Annotated in this window: 16 protein-coding genes; 8 read left to right on the top strand and 8 right to left on the bottom strand. The window is 29.8% G+C overall.

All coding sequences use genetic code 11. The features are described 5' to 3' along the window. Nucleotides 1–73: 73 nt before the first annotated feature. From csn2 to deoD, 8 genes are all read right to left on the bottom strand, one after another. On the bottom strand, nucleotides 74–748 hold the full coding sequence (csn2, locus tag HMPREF1983_RS01145; RefSeq protein WP_021752444.1) for a type II-A CRISPR-associated protein Csn2: 675 nt from the start codon (nucleotides 746–748) through the stop codon (nucleotides 74–76). After that, nucleotides 745–1,050: a CRISPR-associated endonuclease Cas2 gene (gene cas2, locus HMPREF1983_RS01140; RefSeq protein ID WP_040460764.1), complete on the bottom strand. Its 306-nt coding sequence runs from the start codon at nucleotides 1,048–1,050 to the stop codon at nucleotides 745–747. Before cas2 ends, csn2 begins: the two co-directional genes overlap by 4 nt. Nucleotides 1,051–1,054: 4 nt before the next feature. Then, entirely contained in the window at nucleotides 1,055–1,930 is an 876-nt protein-coding gene (gene cas1 / locus HMPREF1983_RS01135) for a type II CRISPR-associated endonuclease Cas1 (protein ID WP_021752442.1), read from the bottom strand. Between the two features lies 1 nt (nucleotide 1,931). After that, on the bottom strand, nucleotides 1,932–6,125 hold the full coding sequence (cas9, locus tag HMPREF1983_RS01130) for a type II CRISPR RNA-guided endonuclease Cas9 (protein ID WP_021752441.1): 4,194 nt from the start codon (nucleotides 6,123–6,125) through the stop codon (nucleotides 1,932–1,934). Nucleotides 6,126–6,479: 354 nt separating this feature from the next. Further along, a complete protein-coding gene (gene pepT, locus HMPREF1983_RS01125; protein ID WP_021752440.1) occupies nucleotides 6,480–7,706 on the bottom strand; it encodes a peptidase T in 1,227 nt (408 codons plus the stop codon). A 130-nt stretch (nucleotides 7,707–7,836) separates the two neighbouring features. Beyond that, nucleotides 7,837–8,337: an acyl-CoA thioesterase gene (locus HMPREF1983_RS01120; protein ID WP_021752439.1), complete on the bottom strand. Its 501-nt coding sequence runs from the start codon at nucleotides 8,335–8,337 to the stop codon at nucleotides 7,837–7,839. A 101-nt stretch (nucleotides 8,338–8,438) separates the two neighbouring features. Beyond that, on the bottom strand, nucleotides 8,439–10,160 hold the full coding sequence (locus HMPREF1983_RS01115; protein ID WP_021752438.1) for a phospho-sugar mutase: 1,722 nt from the start codon (nucleotides 10,158–10,160) through the stop codon (nucleotides 8,439–8,441). Between the two features lie 27 nt (nucleotides 10,161–10,187). Then, the gene (gene deoD / locus HMPREF1983_RS01110; protein WP_021752437.1) at nucleotides 10,188–10,898 is read right to left on the bottom strand and encodes a purine-nucleoside phosphorylase; all 711 of its coding nucleotides are present in this window, start codon (nucleotides 10,896–10,898) and stop codon (nucleotides 10,188–10,190) included. A gap of 350 nt (nucleotides 10,899–11,248) precedes the next feature. On the opposite strand from deoD, the gene mbhE reads away from it, so the two are divergent. The 8 genes from mbhE (at nucleotide 11,249) to glmM (ending at nucleotide 18,493) form a co-directional block, all read left to right on the top strand. Beyond that, a complete protein-coding gene (gene mbhE / locus HMPREF1983_RS01105; RefSeq protein ID WP_021752436.1) occupies nucleotides 11,249–13,615 on the top strand; it encodes a hydrogen gas-evolving membrane-bound hydrogenase subunit E in 2,367 nt (788 codons plus the stop codon). Continuing rightward, nucleotides 13,605–14,030 carry an MnhB domain-containing protein gene (locus tag HMPREF1983_RS01100; protein WP_040460763.1) on the top strand — a complete coding sequence of 142 codons (426 nt, stop codon included), beginning with the start codon at nucleotides 13,605–13,607 and terminating at the stop codon, nucleotides 14,028–14,030. Before mbhE ends, HMPREF1983_RS01100 begins: the two co-directional genes overlap by 11 nt. Beyond that, entirely contained in the window at nucleotides 14,030–14,392 is a 363-nt protein-coding gene (locus HMPREF1983_RS01095; protein WP_021752434.1) for a sodium:proton antiporter, read from the top strand. Before HMPREF1983_RS01100 ends, HMPREF1983_RS01095 begins: the two co-directional genes overlap by 1 nt. Beyond that, nucleotides 14,382–15,863 carry a proton-conducting transporter transmembrane domain-containing protein gene (locus HMPREF1983_RS01090; RefSeq protein ID WP_021752433.1) on the top strand — a complete coding sequence of 494 codons (1,482 nt, stop codon included), beginning with the start codon at nucleotides 14,382–14,384 and terminating at the stop codon, nucleotides 15,861–15,863. The genes HMPREF1983_RS01095 and HMPREF1983_RS01090 overlap by 11 nt, the downstream gene beginning before the upstream one ends. Before the next feature lie 3 nt (nucleotides 15,864–15,866). Continuing rightward, a complete protein-coding gene (locus HMPREF1983_RS01085) occupies nucleotides 15,867–16,364 on the top strand; it encodes a Na+/H+ antiporter subunit E (protein WP_021752432.1) in 498 nt (165 codons plus the stop codon). Next, entirely contained in the window at nucleotides 16,357–16,647 is a 291-nt protein-coding gene (locus HMPREF1983_RS01080) for an MrpF/PhaF family protein (protein ID WP_021752431.1), read from the top strand. The genes HMPREF1983_RS01085 and HMPREF1983_RS01080 overlap by 8 nt, the downstream gene beginning before the upstream one ends. Further along, a complete protein-coding gene (locus tag HMPREF1983_RS01075; protein ID WP_021752430.1) occupies nucleotides 16,634–17,002 on the top strand; it encodes a monovalent cation/H(+) antiporter subunit G in 369 nt (122 codons plus the stop codon). Before HMPREF1983_RS01080 ends, HMPREF1983_RS01075 begins: the two co-directional genes overlap by 14 nt. A gap of 147 nt (nucleotides 17,003–17,149) precedes the next feature. Continuing rightward, a complete protein-coding gene (gene glmM / locus HMPREF1983_RS01070; RefSeq protein WP_021752429.1) occupies nucleotides 17,150–18,493 on the top strand; it encodes a phosphoglucosamine mutase in 1,344 nt (447 codons plus the stop codon). The last annotated feature ends 220 nt before the right edge of the window (nucleotides 18,494–18,713 follow it).

Genomic DNA, 18,713 nt, shown 5'->3' with positions numbered 1-18,713 from the left:
AAATTTTTATTTGAACTCTTTTGTAAATTTTGAGTATACCTATATTGTACAACCGCTTCCACAAAAAATCAAGTTATATTTCGCAATTTTCTTCATCAAATATATATACTTTTTCCGTATAATCGACTGTTGATAAATTTTTATATTGTCGATTCTCTATATTAATAATATTTATTTTATTTATACACAATTCTTTATATAATTGTTTAATTTCATTTTCTGTATAGTGCATATGTAATCCTACAATAAAGATGACCTTTATACCACATAATTCAACCAATACTTTTAAATATTTTATCAATTTTTCTAAATCATTATTACTTATTAGATTTATCTTAAAATCTGCCAGTTTTAACATTCCCATTATATCAAATTCATCTCTATATTCTAATTCCAACGAAGAACTATGAATAAGATTTTCATAATAATTTAATAAGTGAGTTTGGATGGTATTCAGTTCTATGCAGTTCTCTACTGCATATTTCATTAATTCTGTATATATTTTAGTCAGTATTTTTTTATTATTAATATCTAAATTAAATAAATCTGTAATTATATAACTATACTTAGCCAATGATATTTCTTTTAATCCGTCTGAAAATATAAATAAACCTTCATCACCTTGATGTTGTAATTTTAATGAACGGACACATTCACGAAAATATTGTTTATTTTCCAATATTATAGTATGAATTATATTTTCTTTTAATTCGATACTTCTTTGCCATTCTCTATTAACAATCTTCATAATTCAATAAACCTTTCATCTGAATCTACATATTCGTTTTGCGACTCTCCTACTAAAAATTCCATTTTAGAAAATTGTTTTTCTGTTACAGTAAGAATTTGCACTATCCCCTCATCAGGACAATATTTTCTGATGCTTTTAATTACTAGGTCGGTACTATTTTGATTCATTGCTAATTTTACATAGACCGATTCTTGCATCATAATAAAGCCAGTCTTTATTAGGTTTTTTCTAAAATTTCTGTAGTTTTTTCTTTGTTCCGATGTCTCAGTAGGTAGGTCAAACATTACTAGTATTCTCATAAATCTATAACTCATATTTATACATTTTTATATACTCTAAATCACTATTATTTAATGCATTGAATAGGCTTTGACAATATATTTTTATTGCATTGGCAACTGTTTGATTTTTGCTTTCTATACAAACAGTTCGATTGAGTATATTAACTAATCTGTTTTTATGTTCTTTTGTAAATTCTGTTTCTGTATATGAATAAACTTCTTCATCTATTAATATTCTGAAAGGTTCCATAAAATCACTTGCCAGATTAAATTTATTAAATATATTCTTGTGACAAATACCTAATTGAGTACAATATCCACTAGCCGCAATTTCTCTATTAAAAGCTGATAAAATTATTGTATATCCATAATCTAAACAAGAATTAACAAAACACTCTTTATTACGACTAAAATCCATGCCATACAATGCGTTAAAATATACCTTTGCTGCATGTCCTTCTCTATTACTTTCATCATTGTAGTCCAACTCTGATAAATACAGTTCAAGAAGTTTATACTCATTTTTCCCTAATTTTTTCAAAAACTGCATTTGATTGTATATTTTCTCATACACTATTCGTGTCCAAACATGTGCTTTAATCTTATTCGACCATTCCATCTGTTTACGATATTTTAAACTTGTATCATGGCTACCATATAGTGAAATTAACTCTGAGCTTGGATTACGTTTTTCATCACAAAAAAGCACCTTTACTTTGTTTTTATTTAATTCATTAAGTAGTACCGCTGTGATACTCACAGCAGTACTTTCTATAATAAGCATATATATTTCATTTAAACAAATTTTTTTAGTTTCATTTTCCTTACGTACGGTCATAAAATTTAAACTATAATCTAATTTAGCCCTATCTCTAATTACTATTGTTCTCCAACTCATATTAATCCTCTATTATTTTTATTTCTTTTTCATATAATCCGGTTACTGATTGTTCAATTATTGAAAATTGTTTTTGATTTAATAAATTAAATCCACATTTTACTCTGGAAGCTTTTTCATTAATTAAACTTAAATCAAATGTTGTTTTTTTATTTGTTAATAAGTTCAATATTTCCAATAATACTTTACATTGTTCTTCTAAACTTAAATTTTTGAATGTATTTTTTGCTTTATCTTGTGCTAAATCATTATATTTGTTATTTTTTGTGTGTGTAAAAATTTTTGCTGTCATTTTACATAACAATGTATTATATAATTCTATATTTTCTTCTGATGAAATATGTTCTTTTGAAACTTTTGCTTCTTTATTTTCACGTTGAAAATTAACAAATTTAACCACTTCTTTTAAATAACGTTCAATATCAGAAGAGAGCAGTACTTGGACAGCTCCATCAATGTAAAAATTATCATTTGTTTTCCCTCCGACATAATAAGGGTAATAATCTATTTTTACTAAAGCTCCTATATTTAATTTTTTATATATAAGTTGTAAATTTTCTATATTTTCACCTTTTTTAAGTTTTATTTGTTTTTCAGCAAAATTAATTAAATCTAAATCTGTTTTTATATTTTGTGAAATGTAAATAGGAATTGGGATAATTTTGATATTTTCTTTAACCTTATCTTTATTTCTAATATCATATTTAAAAATTGAATAGTATGCAATTTTTATACTGGTAAATCCGCCATATCTCGTTACATCTTTTAGATTTTTATTTTTTGTTTTTACCGGATAATAACTGCCTTCTTTAGCCGCATTTGCTTTATAGATTGTCGCATCATACAATGCACCTTTCTGCTCAGAAGTTCTTCGTGTTACATTTATTAAATTATTACACATTACTGAACTAACTATTTTTTCAGTTTTTCCTTTTTCCCATGCTACTTCTCCGTTGCGTTCAATCTTATCACTATAAAATAGTGTATTCAATGTATATTCCCTATTTTTAGAATTTTTTCGAATAAAATTCTTAGGATTTCGCGTGAATTTTATATGATATACATTACCTACAACGATATTTAAGTAGGCATCCTTTGCATGATGTAAATCATTTAAATCACGAACTTTAATTAATTGCCCTTCTTTAGCTTCTTTTTGCTGTTCTTCTGTTAAATTTCTTCTTTTGCCTACTTTTATTTTCCCGAATTCCTGTCTAAAATCATGGACATTTTCCGCTTTTGAAAAACAAATTTCAGTTGTAGGATTTAAGTTTTGTAAGATTTGCGATACTGCTTTTACGGATTGTGATGTTTCTATTAATTGGCGTGCGATAAAACCGCTTAATTCATCATCTGTAAAATCTTCCGTTCTTGTTAATCGTTTATATTTTTCTTCTGAAATAAGATTTTTTGCTTTTAAAAATCTCCAAAAATGTTTGTTTTTTCTTTGAATACTTTCACTTATTAAACCATTAGATTTTTTTGAGTTCTCTGTTTTATTAACTAATACTAAATTATTCCAACTACCGTCTTTTGTTTTACTTTGTGGGTAAATATGATCAACATCATACTCACTATTACTGCTAAGTAAGTTATTTAAGTCTATTGCTTTTCCGGTGTATAAACAACGACCTAATTGAGTGTAGTATAGGTATAATTTTCTTGCTTTTAACTTATTATTATCAATATCAGTTAAATCTTGTTTTTTCTTATCAAAATCTACTGTATGCCCTAGAGCTTTTTCTAATTCAACTATATCAGATGTTTTTATTTTTTTATATAGTTCCAACAATGCTTTTTTTCGAGAGTCTTTACGCCCGTCATCACCTTTTTTTTCTTTATTACTTCGTGTTGTTTCAACAAATATCCTTTTTGGTTCAGAACCTATTATTTTTTTTAATTCTTCCACTATACGTACTACCTGCCATATAGAACGTTTTACTGCAGGAGATACATATAAATCATCCAGTATATGAGGTGTGATTTCTGTTATTTCTTTACGTAATCTTCTATTATATATATTAATTTTTTCAAAATAGTCGTAATTAGTTCCTAATAATTCCATAAAAAGTAGAGTATTATTACGCATTGCATTAATAATATTAAAACACTCTCCTGTACTTTCATCATATAGTTGGCTGCTTACTATTTCTGTTAATAGTTTTTCAGATAGTCGTCCCCAGTCTTTGTATGTTAAACCGGATATTTTTTTTATTTCCTCCAACGAGTAAATATCTCCGTATTCTTTCGTTATTTTATCAACCAGCAGTTGTTTAGATTCTCCAAATAACGTTATCCAGCGAATCATTTTTTCCACCTTTTCAGAATCAAATTTATCTCCCAAAATTTTTTTAAAATCACGATATGATTTTAAATCATTTTTTATTGAAACATCAAAACCTGATAGTTCATCTTTTCCGTCAATTACTCCTTCTGACATTAGAAATTTTTTCAATTCTTTTCCTGTTGCCTTTGGTGCAGATTGTTTAAAGAAACGCTCTATAATTAAATTACGGTGTTCTACGGTTAAACGTTTACCGCCATAATTTATTGAATTCAGTTCATTGAGTAGGGCAAACTCTGAGTATAGTAATGAATGTTTAGGAAGTACATCTTCGTACAGTAGATATGTACATTGATTGGTTAAATTTTCAATAAAATTTTTAGCACTTTCTTCTTTGTTTATTACCTTATTGAAGTTCCAAGGAGTAACCGCTATATGTTCATATCCTTTATTTCGTACTGACCATGAAAAACCACCATCACCAACTTTGTGCGATGTATTTAGCGGACCGACATAATACGGTATTCTAAATTCAAGTAATTGTATTATTTTTTCTTTAATACTAATACCGTATTCATCGGTATTATTTAAAAATGGATGATATTGTACGGCGTTATTTAATATTTTTTCTAATTCTTCTTTATGAATTTGATATAGAATAACTGAATTGTCTTTAGTTCGCTGTCTAGGAAGGAATGTCTCTAATTCTAACTCAGCGAGAATATCTTGTTTTAATTTACTTTCTTCACAACACTTTAATTCTTTCGTTAAAAATTTTTTGAAATCTTCATAAGAACAAGATGATTTTGAACTTCCTGCATTATTTTTCCCGATATAATTAACGTAATTTGCTCCTTTTTCGTCTTCTTTAACGAATATGTTTTCAAATAATTGTCTTTTTTCCTTTTTTGATAATTTGCAATCTTCTTTTATTAAGTGTTTTAATTGTTTTAAATCTTTTCCATGTTTTTCATAGCTGACTACTTTAGATTCTGAAATTGTCATATTTTTTATTTTTATTTTGGATAAAATAATTGCGTCATATATAAGTTTTGCAGTATCTAATACTATAATGTATTCTCCCAATATTTCTTCATAGTTACTACGGACATCTTCATATATTTTCTCCTTGAATGAAATTGTTTTAATTGATATATCAAGTTCTTTATATGCTTCTATATCAAATAATTTTGCTAGTTGAGTTTTATTACCAAGTGCTAAACGTAATGCCTCTATTAATTGTTTTTCATCAGCAAATAATTTTTTAAACTCTATTATCTTATCTGTAGAATTTTTCTTTTTCAACAATATTTCTGCTATATTATTAATAAGCTCATCAGTTATATCTATTTTGATATTTAGTGAATTATATTGTAGTAATTCTCTTATATTGTCTTTTATTTCAGAGCCTTTAAATTGTTGTCCGGCAAATAAAAAATGTCCACGATATTTTAATATATGGTGTATTGCAAGGAACAATTCTCTTATATCCGGATTATTTTTATGGATTAAATCTGCACGTAGGTGATATATTGTTTTATAGTTACGGTAATATTCTTTATCCGTATAATTTTTTTCATTAAACAAGATACTAGGAACATTTCCCGTTTTATCGCTTACTTTATATTTACTTTCTCTAAGACGCATAAAAAAGTTCGGATCTATTTTATTAATTTCCTCAGCGAATAATTCCTCTAATAATCCTAAACGCCATTTTCTACGTGCTAAACGACGTCTTTTTGACCTACAGTCACGTCTTTCTTTAGCTGTTTGTGCTTCGTCAAATAAGCGTACTCCCCATGATTTTTTACCTTTTAATTTTAACAGATTATAATTTGTATCTGTTGCTGCCCATCCCACACTGGCAGTACCTATATCTAATCCTAAAAACCATTCTTTATTTTCGTTCATTGTTATTTTCTCCTGTATTTCGTTAATTATAGGTTTAAGTTTTCTATGTTTTTTTATGTTTTAATGTTTTTCATAATAAATTATTGTTACTCCCTCAATATATTATTTTTTTGTTAATAGTGTATTTTTATATTTAATTAAGAACATTATATCATATTTTTTATTAGATTATACCGTTTTCATTGAATATATTTTAATATTAATTTTATTTTTTAATATGTAAACACCATTAAAATATATCTTTCACTTTATTTTCAACTTATCTAAACAACAAAAAACTTCCTAAGAAGAAAATATATGCTTTTCTACTTAGAAAGTTCTTTACTTATCGTTCACACCATGGTGTTATTTTTTCTACTTTTTTGCTAATTTAGCAATTTCTACAATAACGTCAGCTGCTTTTTTCATATGTTCTAAACAGCTAAATTCATATTGACCATGGAAATTTTCACCACCAACGAAAATGTTCGGCGTCGGTATTCCCATATATGAGATTTTAGAACCGTCTGTTCCTCCACGTATTGGAATGATAATAGGAACTACCCCTACATTTTTAATTGCTTGTTCTGCGACGTCGACACAGCGTTTATCATCCTTAATTACGTCTCCCATATTATAATATTGATCAAATAATTCATATTCAACTACATTACCATATTTTTTATTAATTTTTGCAGCAACTGATTCACAAAAGGCTTTTCGTGCCAAAAATTTTTCTCTGTCATGATCACGAATAATATACACCAATTCCGCTTCTTCTATTCTTGCTTGCATATTATGTAACAAATAGAAACCTTCATAATCTTCTGTATGTTCCGGCACTTCTTTTTCCGGGAATAATGATGCCAATTCTACAGCAATCATATTAGCATTTTTCATTTTTCCTTTTGCTGTTCCTGGGTGGACGCTCACTCCAGTAATTTTATATGTTATCTGTGCTGCATTAAAACTTTCATACTGAAGTTCTCCTAACACACTGCCATCCATAGTGTAAGCATAATCGGTTGCAAAACCTTTAGCATCAAAATGATCAGCACCACGCCCTATTTCCTCATCCGGTCCAAAAGCAATTCGAATATCACCATGTTCTATTTCAGGATGCTCACTCAAATATTTAACAGCTTCTACTATCTCGGTAATACCTGCTTTATCATCGGCACCTAGTAGTGTTGTCCCGTCTGTTGTAATCAACGTTAAATCTTTATAATTTTTAAGATTTGGGAATTCAGCCGTCGTCATAATAATGTTTTTATCTTTGTTTAAAACAATATCTTCACCGCTATAGTTTTCTATAACACGTGGACTAATTCCTTCTACATTGAAATCAGCGGTATCAACATGAGAAATAAACCCAACCGTATCATATGGTTTATCAGTATTAGCCGGAAGTGTAGCGGTCAAGAACCAATTTTCTTCATTTAAAACAATATCACTTAAATTTAATTCTTCCAATTGTCCTTTTAACATACGCAAAAAATCCTTTTGTTCCGATGTTGACGGTATTGTTGTACTGCCAGAATCAGATCTTGATTTAAATTTAACATAACCTAAAAAACGTTCCAACATAGTTTCATATTTCATTATTAATTACCTCATCTATTTACTTTACTTATATTATAATATACTTTTCTACTAAATGTAAGGGGGTAACATTTGAAAAATTAAAATTCTTTGTCACAAAAAAGAGTTAGCTTACCACTAACCCTTAATTCTATCTATTATAATATTTTAAATATTCTTTACAAAATTCTCTAGCCGTTAATTTTCCACTTTGTCTATCTGAATAGCTGCTACTTACAAATTTAGAAATTTCATCTGTATATTCAACTTGTGGTAACGGTTCTTCCAATTTTGTTTCTCTATTTATCGCAAATGTTGAAAAACAAATTCCCACCAAACGTGTCTTTCTTGTTTCATGATTAAAAGCACTTAATTCGGCAAAAATCTCCACACTCCTAGTTCCAACCCTAGAAATATAACTTCTTATTATTAATGCTTCGTGTCTATGTACAACATCTAAAAATTGATAAGTATCAATACTTGCTGTGAAGAATGGTAGATGTGTATATCTTCTAATTACTAAACCTTGAACATCATCTAACCAATATAATGTTTGCCCTCCAAATAGTGTATCGTGTCTATTCATATGGTTGGGATATATTGTATGGAAATTTTCTATCATTGTATCTTTATAATTTAATACTGTTGTCATTTTATTAATTATCACTCCTTTTTGCTACTATAACTATTACGCTTTTTGTTCAATAAATAAGAAAAAGGCAAGAATATAACTATCCTTACCTTTTTCCTTAATTACTTAATTGAGTAAAGCAGTTCTAATACTTTTTCTTCAAATTTCACCAGTTTCTCTTCTGCTACCGATTTATCATCAGCTTTAACATAAATATATAATTTAATTTTCGGTTCTGTTCCGCTCGGTCTAAGAGTGTACCATGATTCATCATCATAACTGAATTTTACTGCATCTGTTTTTTCGATTGTTATATCTTTTTCTTCACCCGTTGCCACTGTTTTTTCCTTCTGAGTTAAGTAATCTGTTACTACAGCCACCTTACTTCCCGCAATTTCACGTGCGAATATTTCTCGATATTGTTCCATCATACGTTTTATACGTTTAGCTCCACTTGCTCCTTCTAAAACAATCGAAATAGTTTTGTCTAAATAGTATCCATATTTTTTATAAAACTCGTCCAGTACATCAACCAGTGTTTTACCTTGTTTTTTATAAAACGCTGCCGCTTCTACCAATAGCATTGCTATTGTAACACCATCTTTATCACGTAAGAATGTCCCTACATTATAACCAATACTTTCTTCATATCCCATTATATAATTTTTTTCGCCGGTTGTATCCCACTCATTCGGTAATGCACAAATATTTTTAAAACCTGTTAAAACATCAATAACTTCTACACCATACTCATTACATAGCGGTTCAACCATTTTAGATGTTACAATTGATTTTACCAACGCAGGATTTTTCGGCAATTTCCCTTGTTTTGCAAGGTTTTCGATAACATATTGCACTAAAACAGCACCTGTTTGGTTACCGTTAAAGGATATTATTTCCCCATCGTGTACTACCTCAACTGCAAGTCTGTCACAATCGGGATCTGTTGCGATAAGAATATCGGCATCAACTTTTTTAGCAAGACGTTCCCCATATTCAAAAGCTGCTGTATCTTCCGGATTTGGATATTCGATAGTTGGGAATGTTCCATCCGGATCTTTTTGCTCTTCTACTACATAAACATTATTAAAACCGCGGCGTGCTAACACTGTTGTTACTGCTTTATACCCTGCACCGTTTAGTGGTGTATAAACTACCGAAATTCCTTTATCAATATTGTCATCATTAATAGCACAATCTAATGATTCTTTATAGAATTTTTCATCTATTTCCTTACCAATATAAACAAGCAATCCTTTTTTAACAGCTTCTTCTTCCGTTAGGGTTACATAATTATCAAAAATGTCCATTGAGTTTATATATTCAAGAACCTTATCACTAATATTTGATTTAATTTGCGAACCCTCTTGCCAATATACTTTATAACCGTTATACTCTTTCGGGTTGTGGCTAGCTGTAATATTAATACCACTTGCAGTTTTTAAATAGCGTATAGTAAATGATAACTCCGGTGTTGGGCGTAAATCTTCAAAAAGATATGCTTTTACACCGTTGCTAGCCATTACCAACGCTGCCAGTTTTGCAAATTCTTTTGAAAATAGACGCGGATCATGAGCAATAGCTATCCCCTTATCTTGCAAACCGTTATCAATAATCGTTTTTGCTAATGCTTTTGTTGCACGAGCAATAATAAAACGATTCATACGATTAGAACCCATTCCGACTTTTCCGCGTAATCCGGCAGTCCCAAATTCCAGTTCCTTATAGAAACGATCTTCTTTTTCTTCTTCATTATTCGCAATATCAACAAGTTGCTTTCTTTCTTCATCGGTTAATACCGAACTATTTAACCATTTATCATATAATTCTTTATAGTTACTCATGCTTCACCTCTAAAATACTTTTTATTTTTATGCTAAGTTTAATGCTATTTCCATCATTTTTGTAAATGCTGTTTGTCTTTCTTCCGGAGTAGTTTCTTCTCCGGTTACTAATGAATCACTTACTGTTAAAATAGTCAAAGCATTAACACCGGCAGCTATTGCGTTTGCATAAAGTGCGGTACTTTCCATTTCCACAGCCAAAACTCCCATTTTAATCCAATTTTCCATAGCATTTTTGTCAGCATTATAGAAAATTTCACTGCATAAAATATTGCCGACGTGTACCGGTTGCCCCATTTCTTGCGCCTTATTGTATGCTTTTAATAATAAGTCGAATGAAGCAGTTAAACTTAACTCGCCCGGAATATTATATTGATGCATATAATTTGAGTTCGTAGATGAACCCATTCCTAAAATCACATCATATAATTTTATATTTTTTTGTAATGCTCCACATGTTCCAATTCTAATTAAATTTTTTACTCCGAATACATGAATTAATTCATATGAATAAATCCCTATACTGGCAGGTCCCATTCCAGTACCCATAACCGAAACTTTTTTACCTTTATATGTTCCGGTATATCCTAACATACCACGTACCTCATTAAAGCAAACGGCATCTTCCAAAAAGTTTTCAGCAATAAACTTCGCTCTTAATGGATCTCCCGGTAATAGCACTGTTTCTGCTATTTCAACTCCATTCGGTTTAATATGTGGTGTTTGTTTGTTTGACATTGGTTGTTCCCTCCATTTATTAGTTTGATAACATTATTATACCTTTTTTCCAACTCTTAAACAAGACTTATTTAAAAAAATAATTATCTTTACTTAAATCAATCAAACAAAAAGATTTCTGTTATTATCTGTTAAAAAAGAAAGGTTTTTACTTGGTAAAGTGTTATTTAATAAAAGAAATATTTATCAAAACTTTTATTACAGTTTTTATAAAATTCATTAATAAATAAATCTCTTAAATATTTTCTGTAAAATATTGTCATTATCATTTAACGATTTCAATAGTATTTTCATACAATTTATTATATAATTAAAGCTATAACAAAAAAATATTAGAAAGAGGTTTTCTTATGTTACAATTAACTGTATTTTTACCGGTGATTGTTATGTTTTTTATTCCGACAATTAGGAAAAACTTTAAAACTATTCACCTAGGAAAAGTCGTTGTAATTGTACCGCTCGTGTTATTCGGATATTTTCTCTCACAGCTGAAAAATATTTATTCAGGTGGTATAGTGTATAAGTCTTTGGCGTTTGCAACCAATGTAGGCTTAGATATAAATTTTAAACTTGACGGACTATCTCTACTATTCACATTGCTTATAACAGGAATCGGAACTCTTGTTATTTTATACTCATGTTATTATATGGATATAAATGATCCTAAGCTACATAAATTTTATATTTTCTTACTAATTTTTATGTCGGCAATGTTAGGAGTTGTATTATCTGATAATCTGCTAAGTATGTATATGTTTTGGGAACTAACCTCTGTTTCTTCATTTTTACTTATCAGTTATTGGCATGAAAATGATACTTCACGTAAAGGTGCGTTGAAGTCACTTATTATTACCGTATTTGGCGGCGTTTTAATGTTGCTTGGAATTTTTATTCTTAATAATATTACAGGTAGTTTTAATATTAGTGAAATAATAACTTTTAGTCAGAATAATAAGTACACTTCCAAGTACATACTGGCAATGATTTTAATATTGTTTGGAGCATTTACCAAATCTGCACAATTTCCGTTTCATATCTGGCTACCTGATGCTATGGCAGCACCAACACCGATTAGTAGTTATCTTCACTCAGCAACAATGGTTAAAGCCGGTATATATTTACTACTGAGAGTTGGAATCATCTTTTCATTCAGTGCAACATTTGGAAATATTTTAATTATTTTCGGTACTTTAACAATGTTAATCGGTTCGATTTCTGCAATTTTCCTTAAAGATTTAAAAGGAATTTTAGCATACTCTACTATAAGCCAACTTGGTATGATGACGTTAATGATTGGTATTGCAAACTTAGGATTATATGACAAAAATCATTATATTTACACGTTTGCATTTTATGCTATATGTTTCCATATTATAAATCATGCCGCATTTAAAGCCTGTTTATTTATGATTACCGGAATTATTGATCATACCTTTCACACACGTGATGTCAACAAATTGCGTGGAATTAGAGTTTACTTACCAATAAGTTTTATTTTAAGTATTATTGCAGGATTTTCCATGGCGGGGATACCGCCGTTAAGTGGATTTTTCTCTAAAGAGTATTTCTTAACAAGCGTTTATGGATTAATCGGTACAAGCAGTTTATATATTATTATCGCTATTTTAGTGGTTATAGCATCGCTTGGTACCTTTATATATTCATTTATTTTAATCTTCAAACCTTTTTTAGGTACTTTTAATAAAACTTCTTCTAGTGAAACAAGAATACATTTACCTGATAAAAAAATAATTATTGCACCTTCTATTTTAGCTGTTTTTGTTATAATTAACAGCTTTATTAAAGATTACATCATTATACCGGCACAAAATGCAGCATTAGCCGGAGATGTTACAAATAATAAAATTATTTCTCACATCTCCCATGAAAATTTTTTATCTAAAGAATTAATTACTACGATTTTAGTTGTTTTAATTGGGATATTTATTTATAAAACATTTGCTGCCAAAAATATTATTTACAAGTACAACCCTAGTGTTATATCTATTCATCGTTTATACAATAACTTAGGTACAAAACTTCATGCCGGTGCCGGTTATCTTCATAATAAATTTATTACAAATGAACTAAGACGTAATATGAGTTATATTTTTCTTAGTTTATCGGTTACTATTTTAGCCGGTTATGTTGCTGTTGGAAAACCGATTATTATCAATTCTTTCTCAAGTGTTCATATAATGAATATAATTATTGGTATTTGTATTGTTATTTGTTGTATCGCTATGGCGTACTGTTACAATCGTTTAGTGTTGATTATTTTATCTTCAGGTGTCGGCTTTATGATGACTGCACTCTACGTTACATTTAGAGCCCCCGATCTTGCAATGACTCAATTTGTTATAGAATCAATCTCAACAATTATTTTCTTAATCGCATTTATTCTGCTAACAAATAAAACTAAACATGTTGAAAAGCAAAAATTTAAACTTACCAATGCGATTATTGCAGGATTAACCGGTATAAGTTTTATAACTGTCGGTCTAGTATCTTATGCGTATAAAAATCCGTCAGCAATAAGCCAATTTTATTTTGATAATGTGGTAAGTTCCGGCGGTGGAAATATCGTTAATGTAATTATTGTTGACTTCAGGGGATTTGATACTTTGTTTGAAATTACAGTTATGACTATGGTTGCATTAATTATTTATGCAATGTTTAAAATTATTAAACGAGGAGGTAATAAAGATGAAAACTAATGATTTAATTTTAAAATCACTATCAGCCATTATATCCAGTTGTATATTCTTACTATCTCTAAGTTTATACTTTGGCGGTCATTTCTTACCGGGCGGCGGTTTTGTCGGTGGTCTTCTTTGCACAATGGCATTAGCTTTATCAATGTTTACCTACGGCATTAAACGTGTTACTAAGTTACTACCAATTAACTATATATATGTAACCTCAACAGGACTTTTATTTTCTGTCGGTACGGCATTTAGCGGTATTGTTACCGGTGAAAATTTCTTCAAACATCATTTTACTCATACACATGTCCCGCTGATGGGAGAAATGGAACTGCATACAGCAGCAATATTTGATCTTGGAGTTTACTTAATTGTCGTTGGAGTTTTAATGTCTGTTATATTAGCTTTTGGAAAGGACGGTAAATAATGGAATTTTATATGATTATCTTATGTGGTATTCTTGTCGGTTTTGGTGTTTACCTAATGCTTTCTAAGAGTATGATTCGTATTATTATAGGTGTAGGACTTTTCGGTCATGCAGCAAACTTAATAATTTTAATTTCCGGCGGACTTGGTGATGGTGCCATTCCTATTATTTCAGAACTTGGAAAAAACTATGTAGATCCCATCCCCGCAGCACTTATTTTAACAGCTATTGTTATCGGTTTTGCTGTAACATGCCTACTTATTTCAATATATATAGCAAACTATAAACTAAAAGGCAGCGATAATGTTATTGAATTAGAAGATGTTGAAAATATAAAGGAGGAAACTCGCTATGCTAAGTAATTTACCGGTTATTCCGATTTTTATACCTCTTCTATTCGCTGCTATTACGATTCTATTCAGACGCCGTGTAGCGATGCAAAGGTTACTTACTTTTACAGCTACACTGCTAACATTAGGATTTTCCATACTTAACATTTATATGGTTAATAAACACGAAATTCTAATCTTAGAAATGGGAAATTGGGCTTCACCTTTCGGTATTACCTTAACATTAGATGGATTAAACAGCATTTTAGTTACTACATCCGGCATTGTGTTTTTGGCAACATTGTTTTATTCTTTTAAAACTATTGATAAAAAAAGAGAACTCAGTTTCTTTTACCCGGGATTTTTGCTGATTATGGTTGGTATCAACGGAGCGTTTACAACAGGAGACATATTTAATTTATTTGTTTTCTATGAAATTTTATTAATGTCTTCTTACTTATTACTGTTAGTAGGAATTAATAAGGAACAATTAAAATCTTCTATCAGTTATGTTCTGATGAATGTTTTCGCAGGAAGTTTGTTTGTTATCAGTATTGGTTATCTATATACTATTATCGGCAGTTTAAATATGGCTCACATCTCACAAACAATAGCAAATATGCAGGACAGACGCGGTATCTACTTAGTTGGTGCTGTAATGATCTTTGTTTTTTGTATGAAAGGTGCATTGTTCCCGCTATTTACTTGGATGAATCGTTCATATGCAGCACCGCCGATTTCAATTTCAATTATTTTCGGGGCATTATTAACCAAAGTCGGGCTTTATTCTATTATTAGAACATACGGATTATTCTATTCGGAATCAAGTTTTATTAAAACTTACTTACTTATTCTTGGTACTATATCAATTATTGCGGGCTCAATAGGCGCAATATATCAAAAAAATTTAAAACAAATAATTATCTTTAACATAGTTATATCACTCGGCGTTATGGTAACCGGAACAGCCACATTAAATTCTTTCGGTGTTAAAGGAGCATTATTCTATGCCGTAAATGATATTCTTCTTAAAGCCGCCTTATTTATTATTGTAGGCTTGATTATCTACGCTAGCGGGGTTAAATTCTTACAAAAATGTGGTCTTATAAATAAATATCCCGCTTTAGGTTGGGTATTCCTTATCGTAACCCTGTCCCTTGCAGGTGTCCCCCCATTCAGCGGTTTTTACGGTAAATCCCTAATTGTAAAAGGTCTTGTTATTGATCATCAAATTTTCATAGCCGGTGTTGTTACACTGTCCGGACTTGTGGTATTTTACTCACTAATTAGAATATTCCTTAATATTTTTTACGACAATATTAATAAGAATTTAGTATTAAAGCCACTTCCTAAAGGTATTCTTATCCCTTTAGTTACATTGGTTGCTATTGCACTTATTATTGGAGTAAGCAGTAATTTATTAGACGGATTTTTTGAACGTGGAATCTCTACTATTTTAAATTCAAAAGACTACATTGACTTAGTCTTAAAGAAAGGAGCATAATTCATGGCAATACAATTTTTAATAAATATTTTTATCGGTATTCTTTGGATGTTCTTTTCTGGTAATTATAACTTAGAATATTTCTTTGTCGGATATTTTTGGGTTATGGTTGTACTCTTTATCTTTAGGAAAATTCTTTTTAAATTTTCTATCGGTAAACAACTTTACTATATTTATGCTTATAAGTGGTTAAAACTTATAGTGATATTTCTTGTAGAGTTGCTAAAAGCCGATATAAATGTTTTAAAAATGATGTTTAGAAAAGACTTAGATGTCAATCCGGTTATTTTTGAATATAAACTTACAATTAAAAAAAATTGGCAGATTACATTACTTGCTAATATGATTACACTAACACCGGGGACTTTAACCGTTAATGTTGGGTACAATAACAAAACATTATTCGTTCACTGTTTAGATACAGATAATATTGAAGAAGAGATTGAGGGCATTAAAAACAGTTTTGAAAAAGCAATACTGGAGGTTGACTTAAATGGATAAAATAGTTGAATACACAATATTATTAGGTATTTTCACCTCCCTTGCAATGATACTCTTTCTTTTAGCTTATATCGTCAAAAAACCCGGTATTTTTGATAAACTGATTGCAAGTGATTTACTGGCTATGCCGCTTATTTGCCTAATAGTCTTAGTAAGTATGTATTACAAAACATTTTCCTATGTTTCATTAATTTTGATAATTGCTATTATCTGTTTAGTAGGTACCGTGGTTACAGCTAGATTTTTGGCTAAAAAGGAGGTTTTCAAAAATGATACTAAATAATATTTTAAGCATTATTATTATACTCCTTATTATAGTAGCTATAGTTTCAATGATAGCAACTATAATAGGTTTCATAAGACTTCCTGATGAATTAACAAAAATCCATGCGGCAGGTGTTACAGGTTCATTCGCAGTAGAATTAATTTTAATAGCAGGTTTTATTTACTTCTACAGATATTTGGAAGTATTTGAATATAAATTTTTGCTAGCTATACTTTTTCTATTCTTAGTAGCTCCGGTATCAGCACACATGATTTCGCTTAATGCTATTATTTTTAACAAAAAAATCTATTCTAAAAATAATACTGATGAAGCAAAAAAAGTTTTAGATGATATAAAAAAACTAAATAAATAATATTGAAAATCGGCATTAATTGTCGATTTTTTAGTTAATAACTCTTCAACTACAGCCTTTTTCAACTACTCTCAATCATTCATATCTTGACTTATTTTGTTTTATATAGTAATATTTTTATAGATTATTAAACAAGGAGTCATATTTATGAGAAACTATTTTGGAACAGACGGTATTCGTGGTGTTGCAGGAAAAACATTAACAGCCGATTTGAGTTTTAAAGTTGGTAAAGCACTTGGAACATTGTTAACGAATAAAAAAGAGCATCCAAAAGTAATAATAGGAAGAGATACCAGAATATCTTGTGATATGATTGAGTACGCTCTTATCGCGGGTCTTACAAGTGTCGGTGTTGATGTTATGCCTATCGGCGTTATTCCCACTCCGGCTATTGCCTATTTAACAAAAACTATGGAAACTGACAGCGGGATTATGATTTCGGCATCACATAATCCTTATCAGGATAATGGAATAAAAATATTTGGACCGGATGGTTTTAAATTAACAGACGATGAAGAACTGAAAATAGAACACCTAATTAATTCTTCAAATGAAATAAAAAATACTTCATTTGATAAAATCGGAAAAACATATCTTGCCACTGAACTAACACAAAAATATATTCAACACATTAAACAATCAATTAATAACGATCTGTTGGGATTAAGTATTGCACTTGACTGTGCAAATGGTGCTACAACCCAAGTCGCTCCGTTTCTTTTTGGAGATTTAGAAGCCGATATAGAAACTATCGGTTGCAAACCTAACGGAATTAATATCAACGATAATGTAGGTTCAACCAAAATACATACTCTTGTCGACTTTGTTAAAGAACATAATGTTGATGTCGGCTTTGCCTTTGATGGTGATGGCGATAGGGTCTTGGCAGTCGATAATGAAGGAAATATTGTAGATGGCGATAAAATTATGTTTATTTTAGCTAAACATCTAAAAGATAATAATGAGTTAAAAGATAACATGGTTGTTTCTACTGTAATGAGTAATATCGGTTTTTATAAAGCCCTAGAAGCAAACGGATTATCCTCTAAAAAAACTTCTGTTGGTGATAGATATGTAGTTGAAGAAATGAGAAAAAACGATTATTCTCTTGGCGGAGAACAGTCAGGGCATATTATTATGATGAATTACGCCACTACCGGCGACGGCATTTTAACCGCCGTTCAGTTAGCCGGTATTATAAAAAATTCCGGTAAACCATTAAAAGAATTAGCCGGCGAAGTAAATATTTACCCGCAGAAATTAGTAAATATAAAAGTTAACAACAAAAAAGAAGCAATGGAAGATGAAGAAATACTTTTAGAATGTAAAAAAGTGGAAAAAGAACTGGAAAATAACGGTAGAATCCTTCTTCGAGCTTCCGGAACTGAAAATCTTATTCGCGTAATGGTGGAAGCCAGTACTGACGAATTAACCGATAAGTATTGTGAACAAGTGGCAAAACTGGTAAGAGAAAAATATGAAGTTAAATAATAACTTTGAAATACGACTTTATTCAAAAATAGAGTCGTATTTTATTTTTGGACTTTAAAATCATATTAAATATGATATTTTAATTTTTTCTAAATATTTTATATTCACTCTTTATTTTTCTTTTTTTAGATAATAAATATATTTAAGCACTTTCTTTTACACAAGTAGAAAAATTTTTGTATATTATGTACATTTTTTGGATATATTGTTCTATTGGTAG

This window comes from Gemella bergeri ATCC 700627, assembly GCF_000469465.1.
Classification (GTDB): domain Bacteria; phylum Bacillota; class Bacilli; order Staphylococcales; family Gemellaceae; genus Gemella; species Gemella bergeri.
Note: the sequence above shows the minus strand (reverse complement) of the source record. Positions and strands in the feature narration are given on the sequence as shown.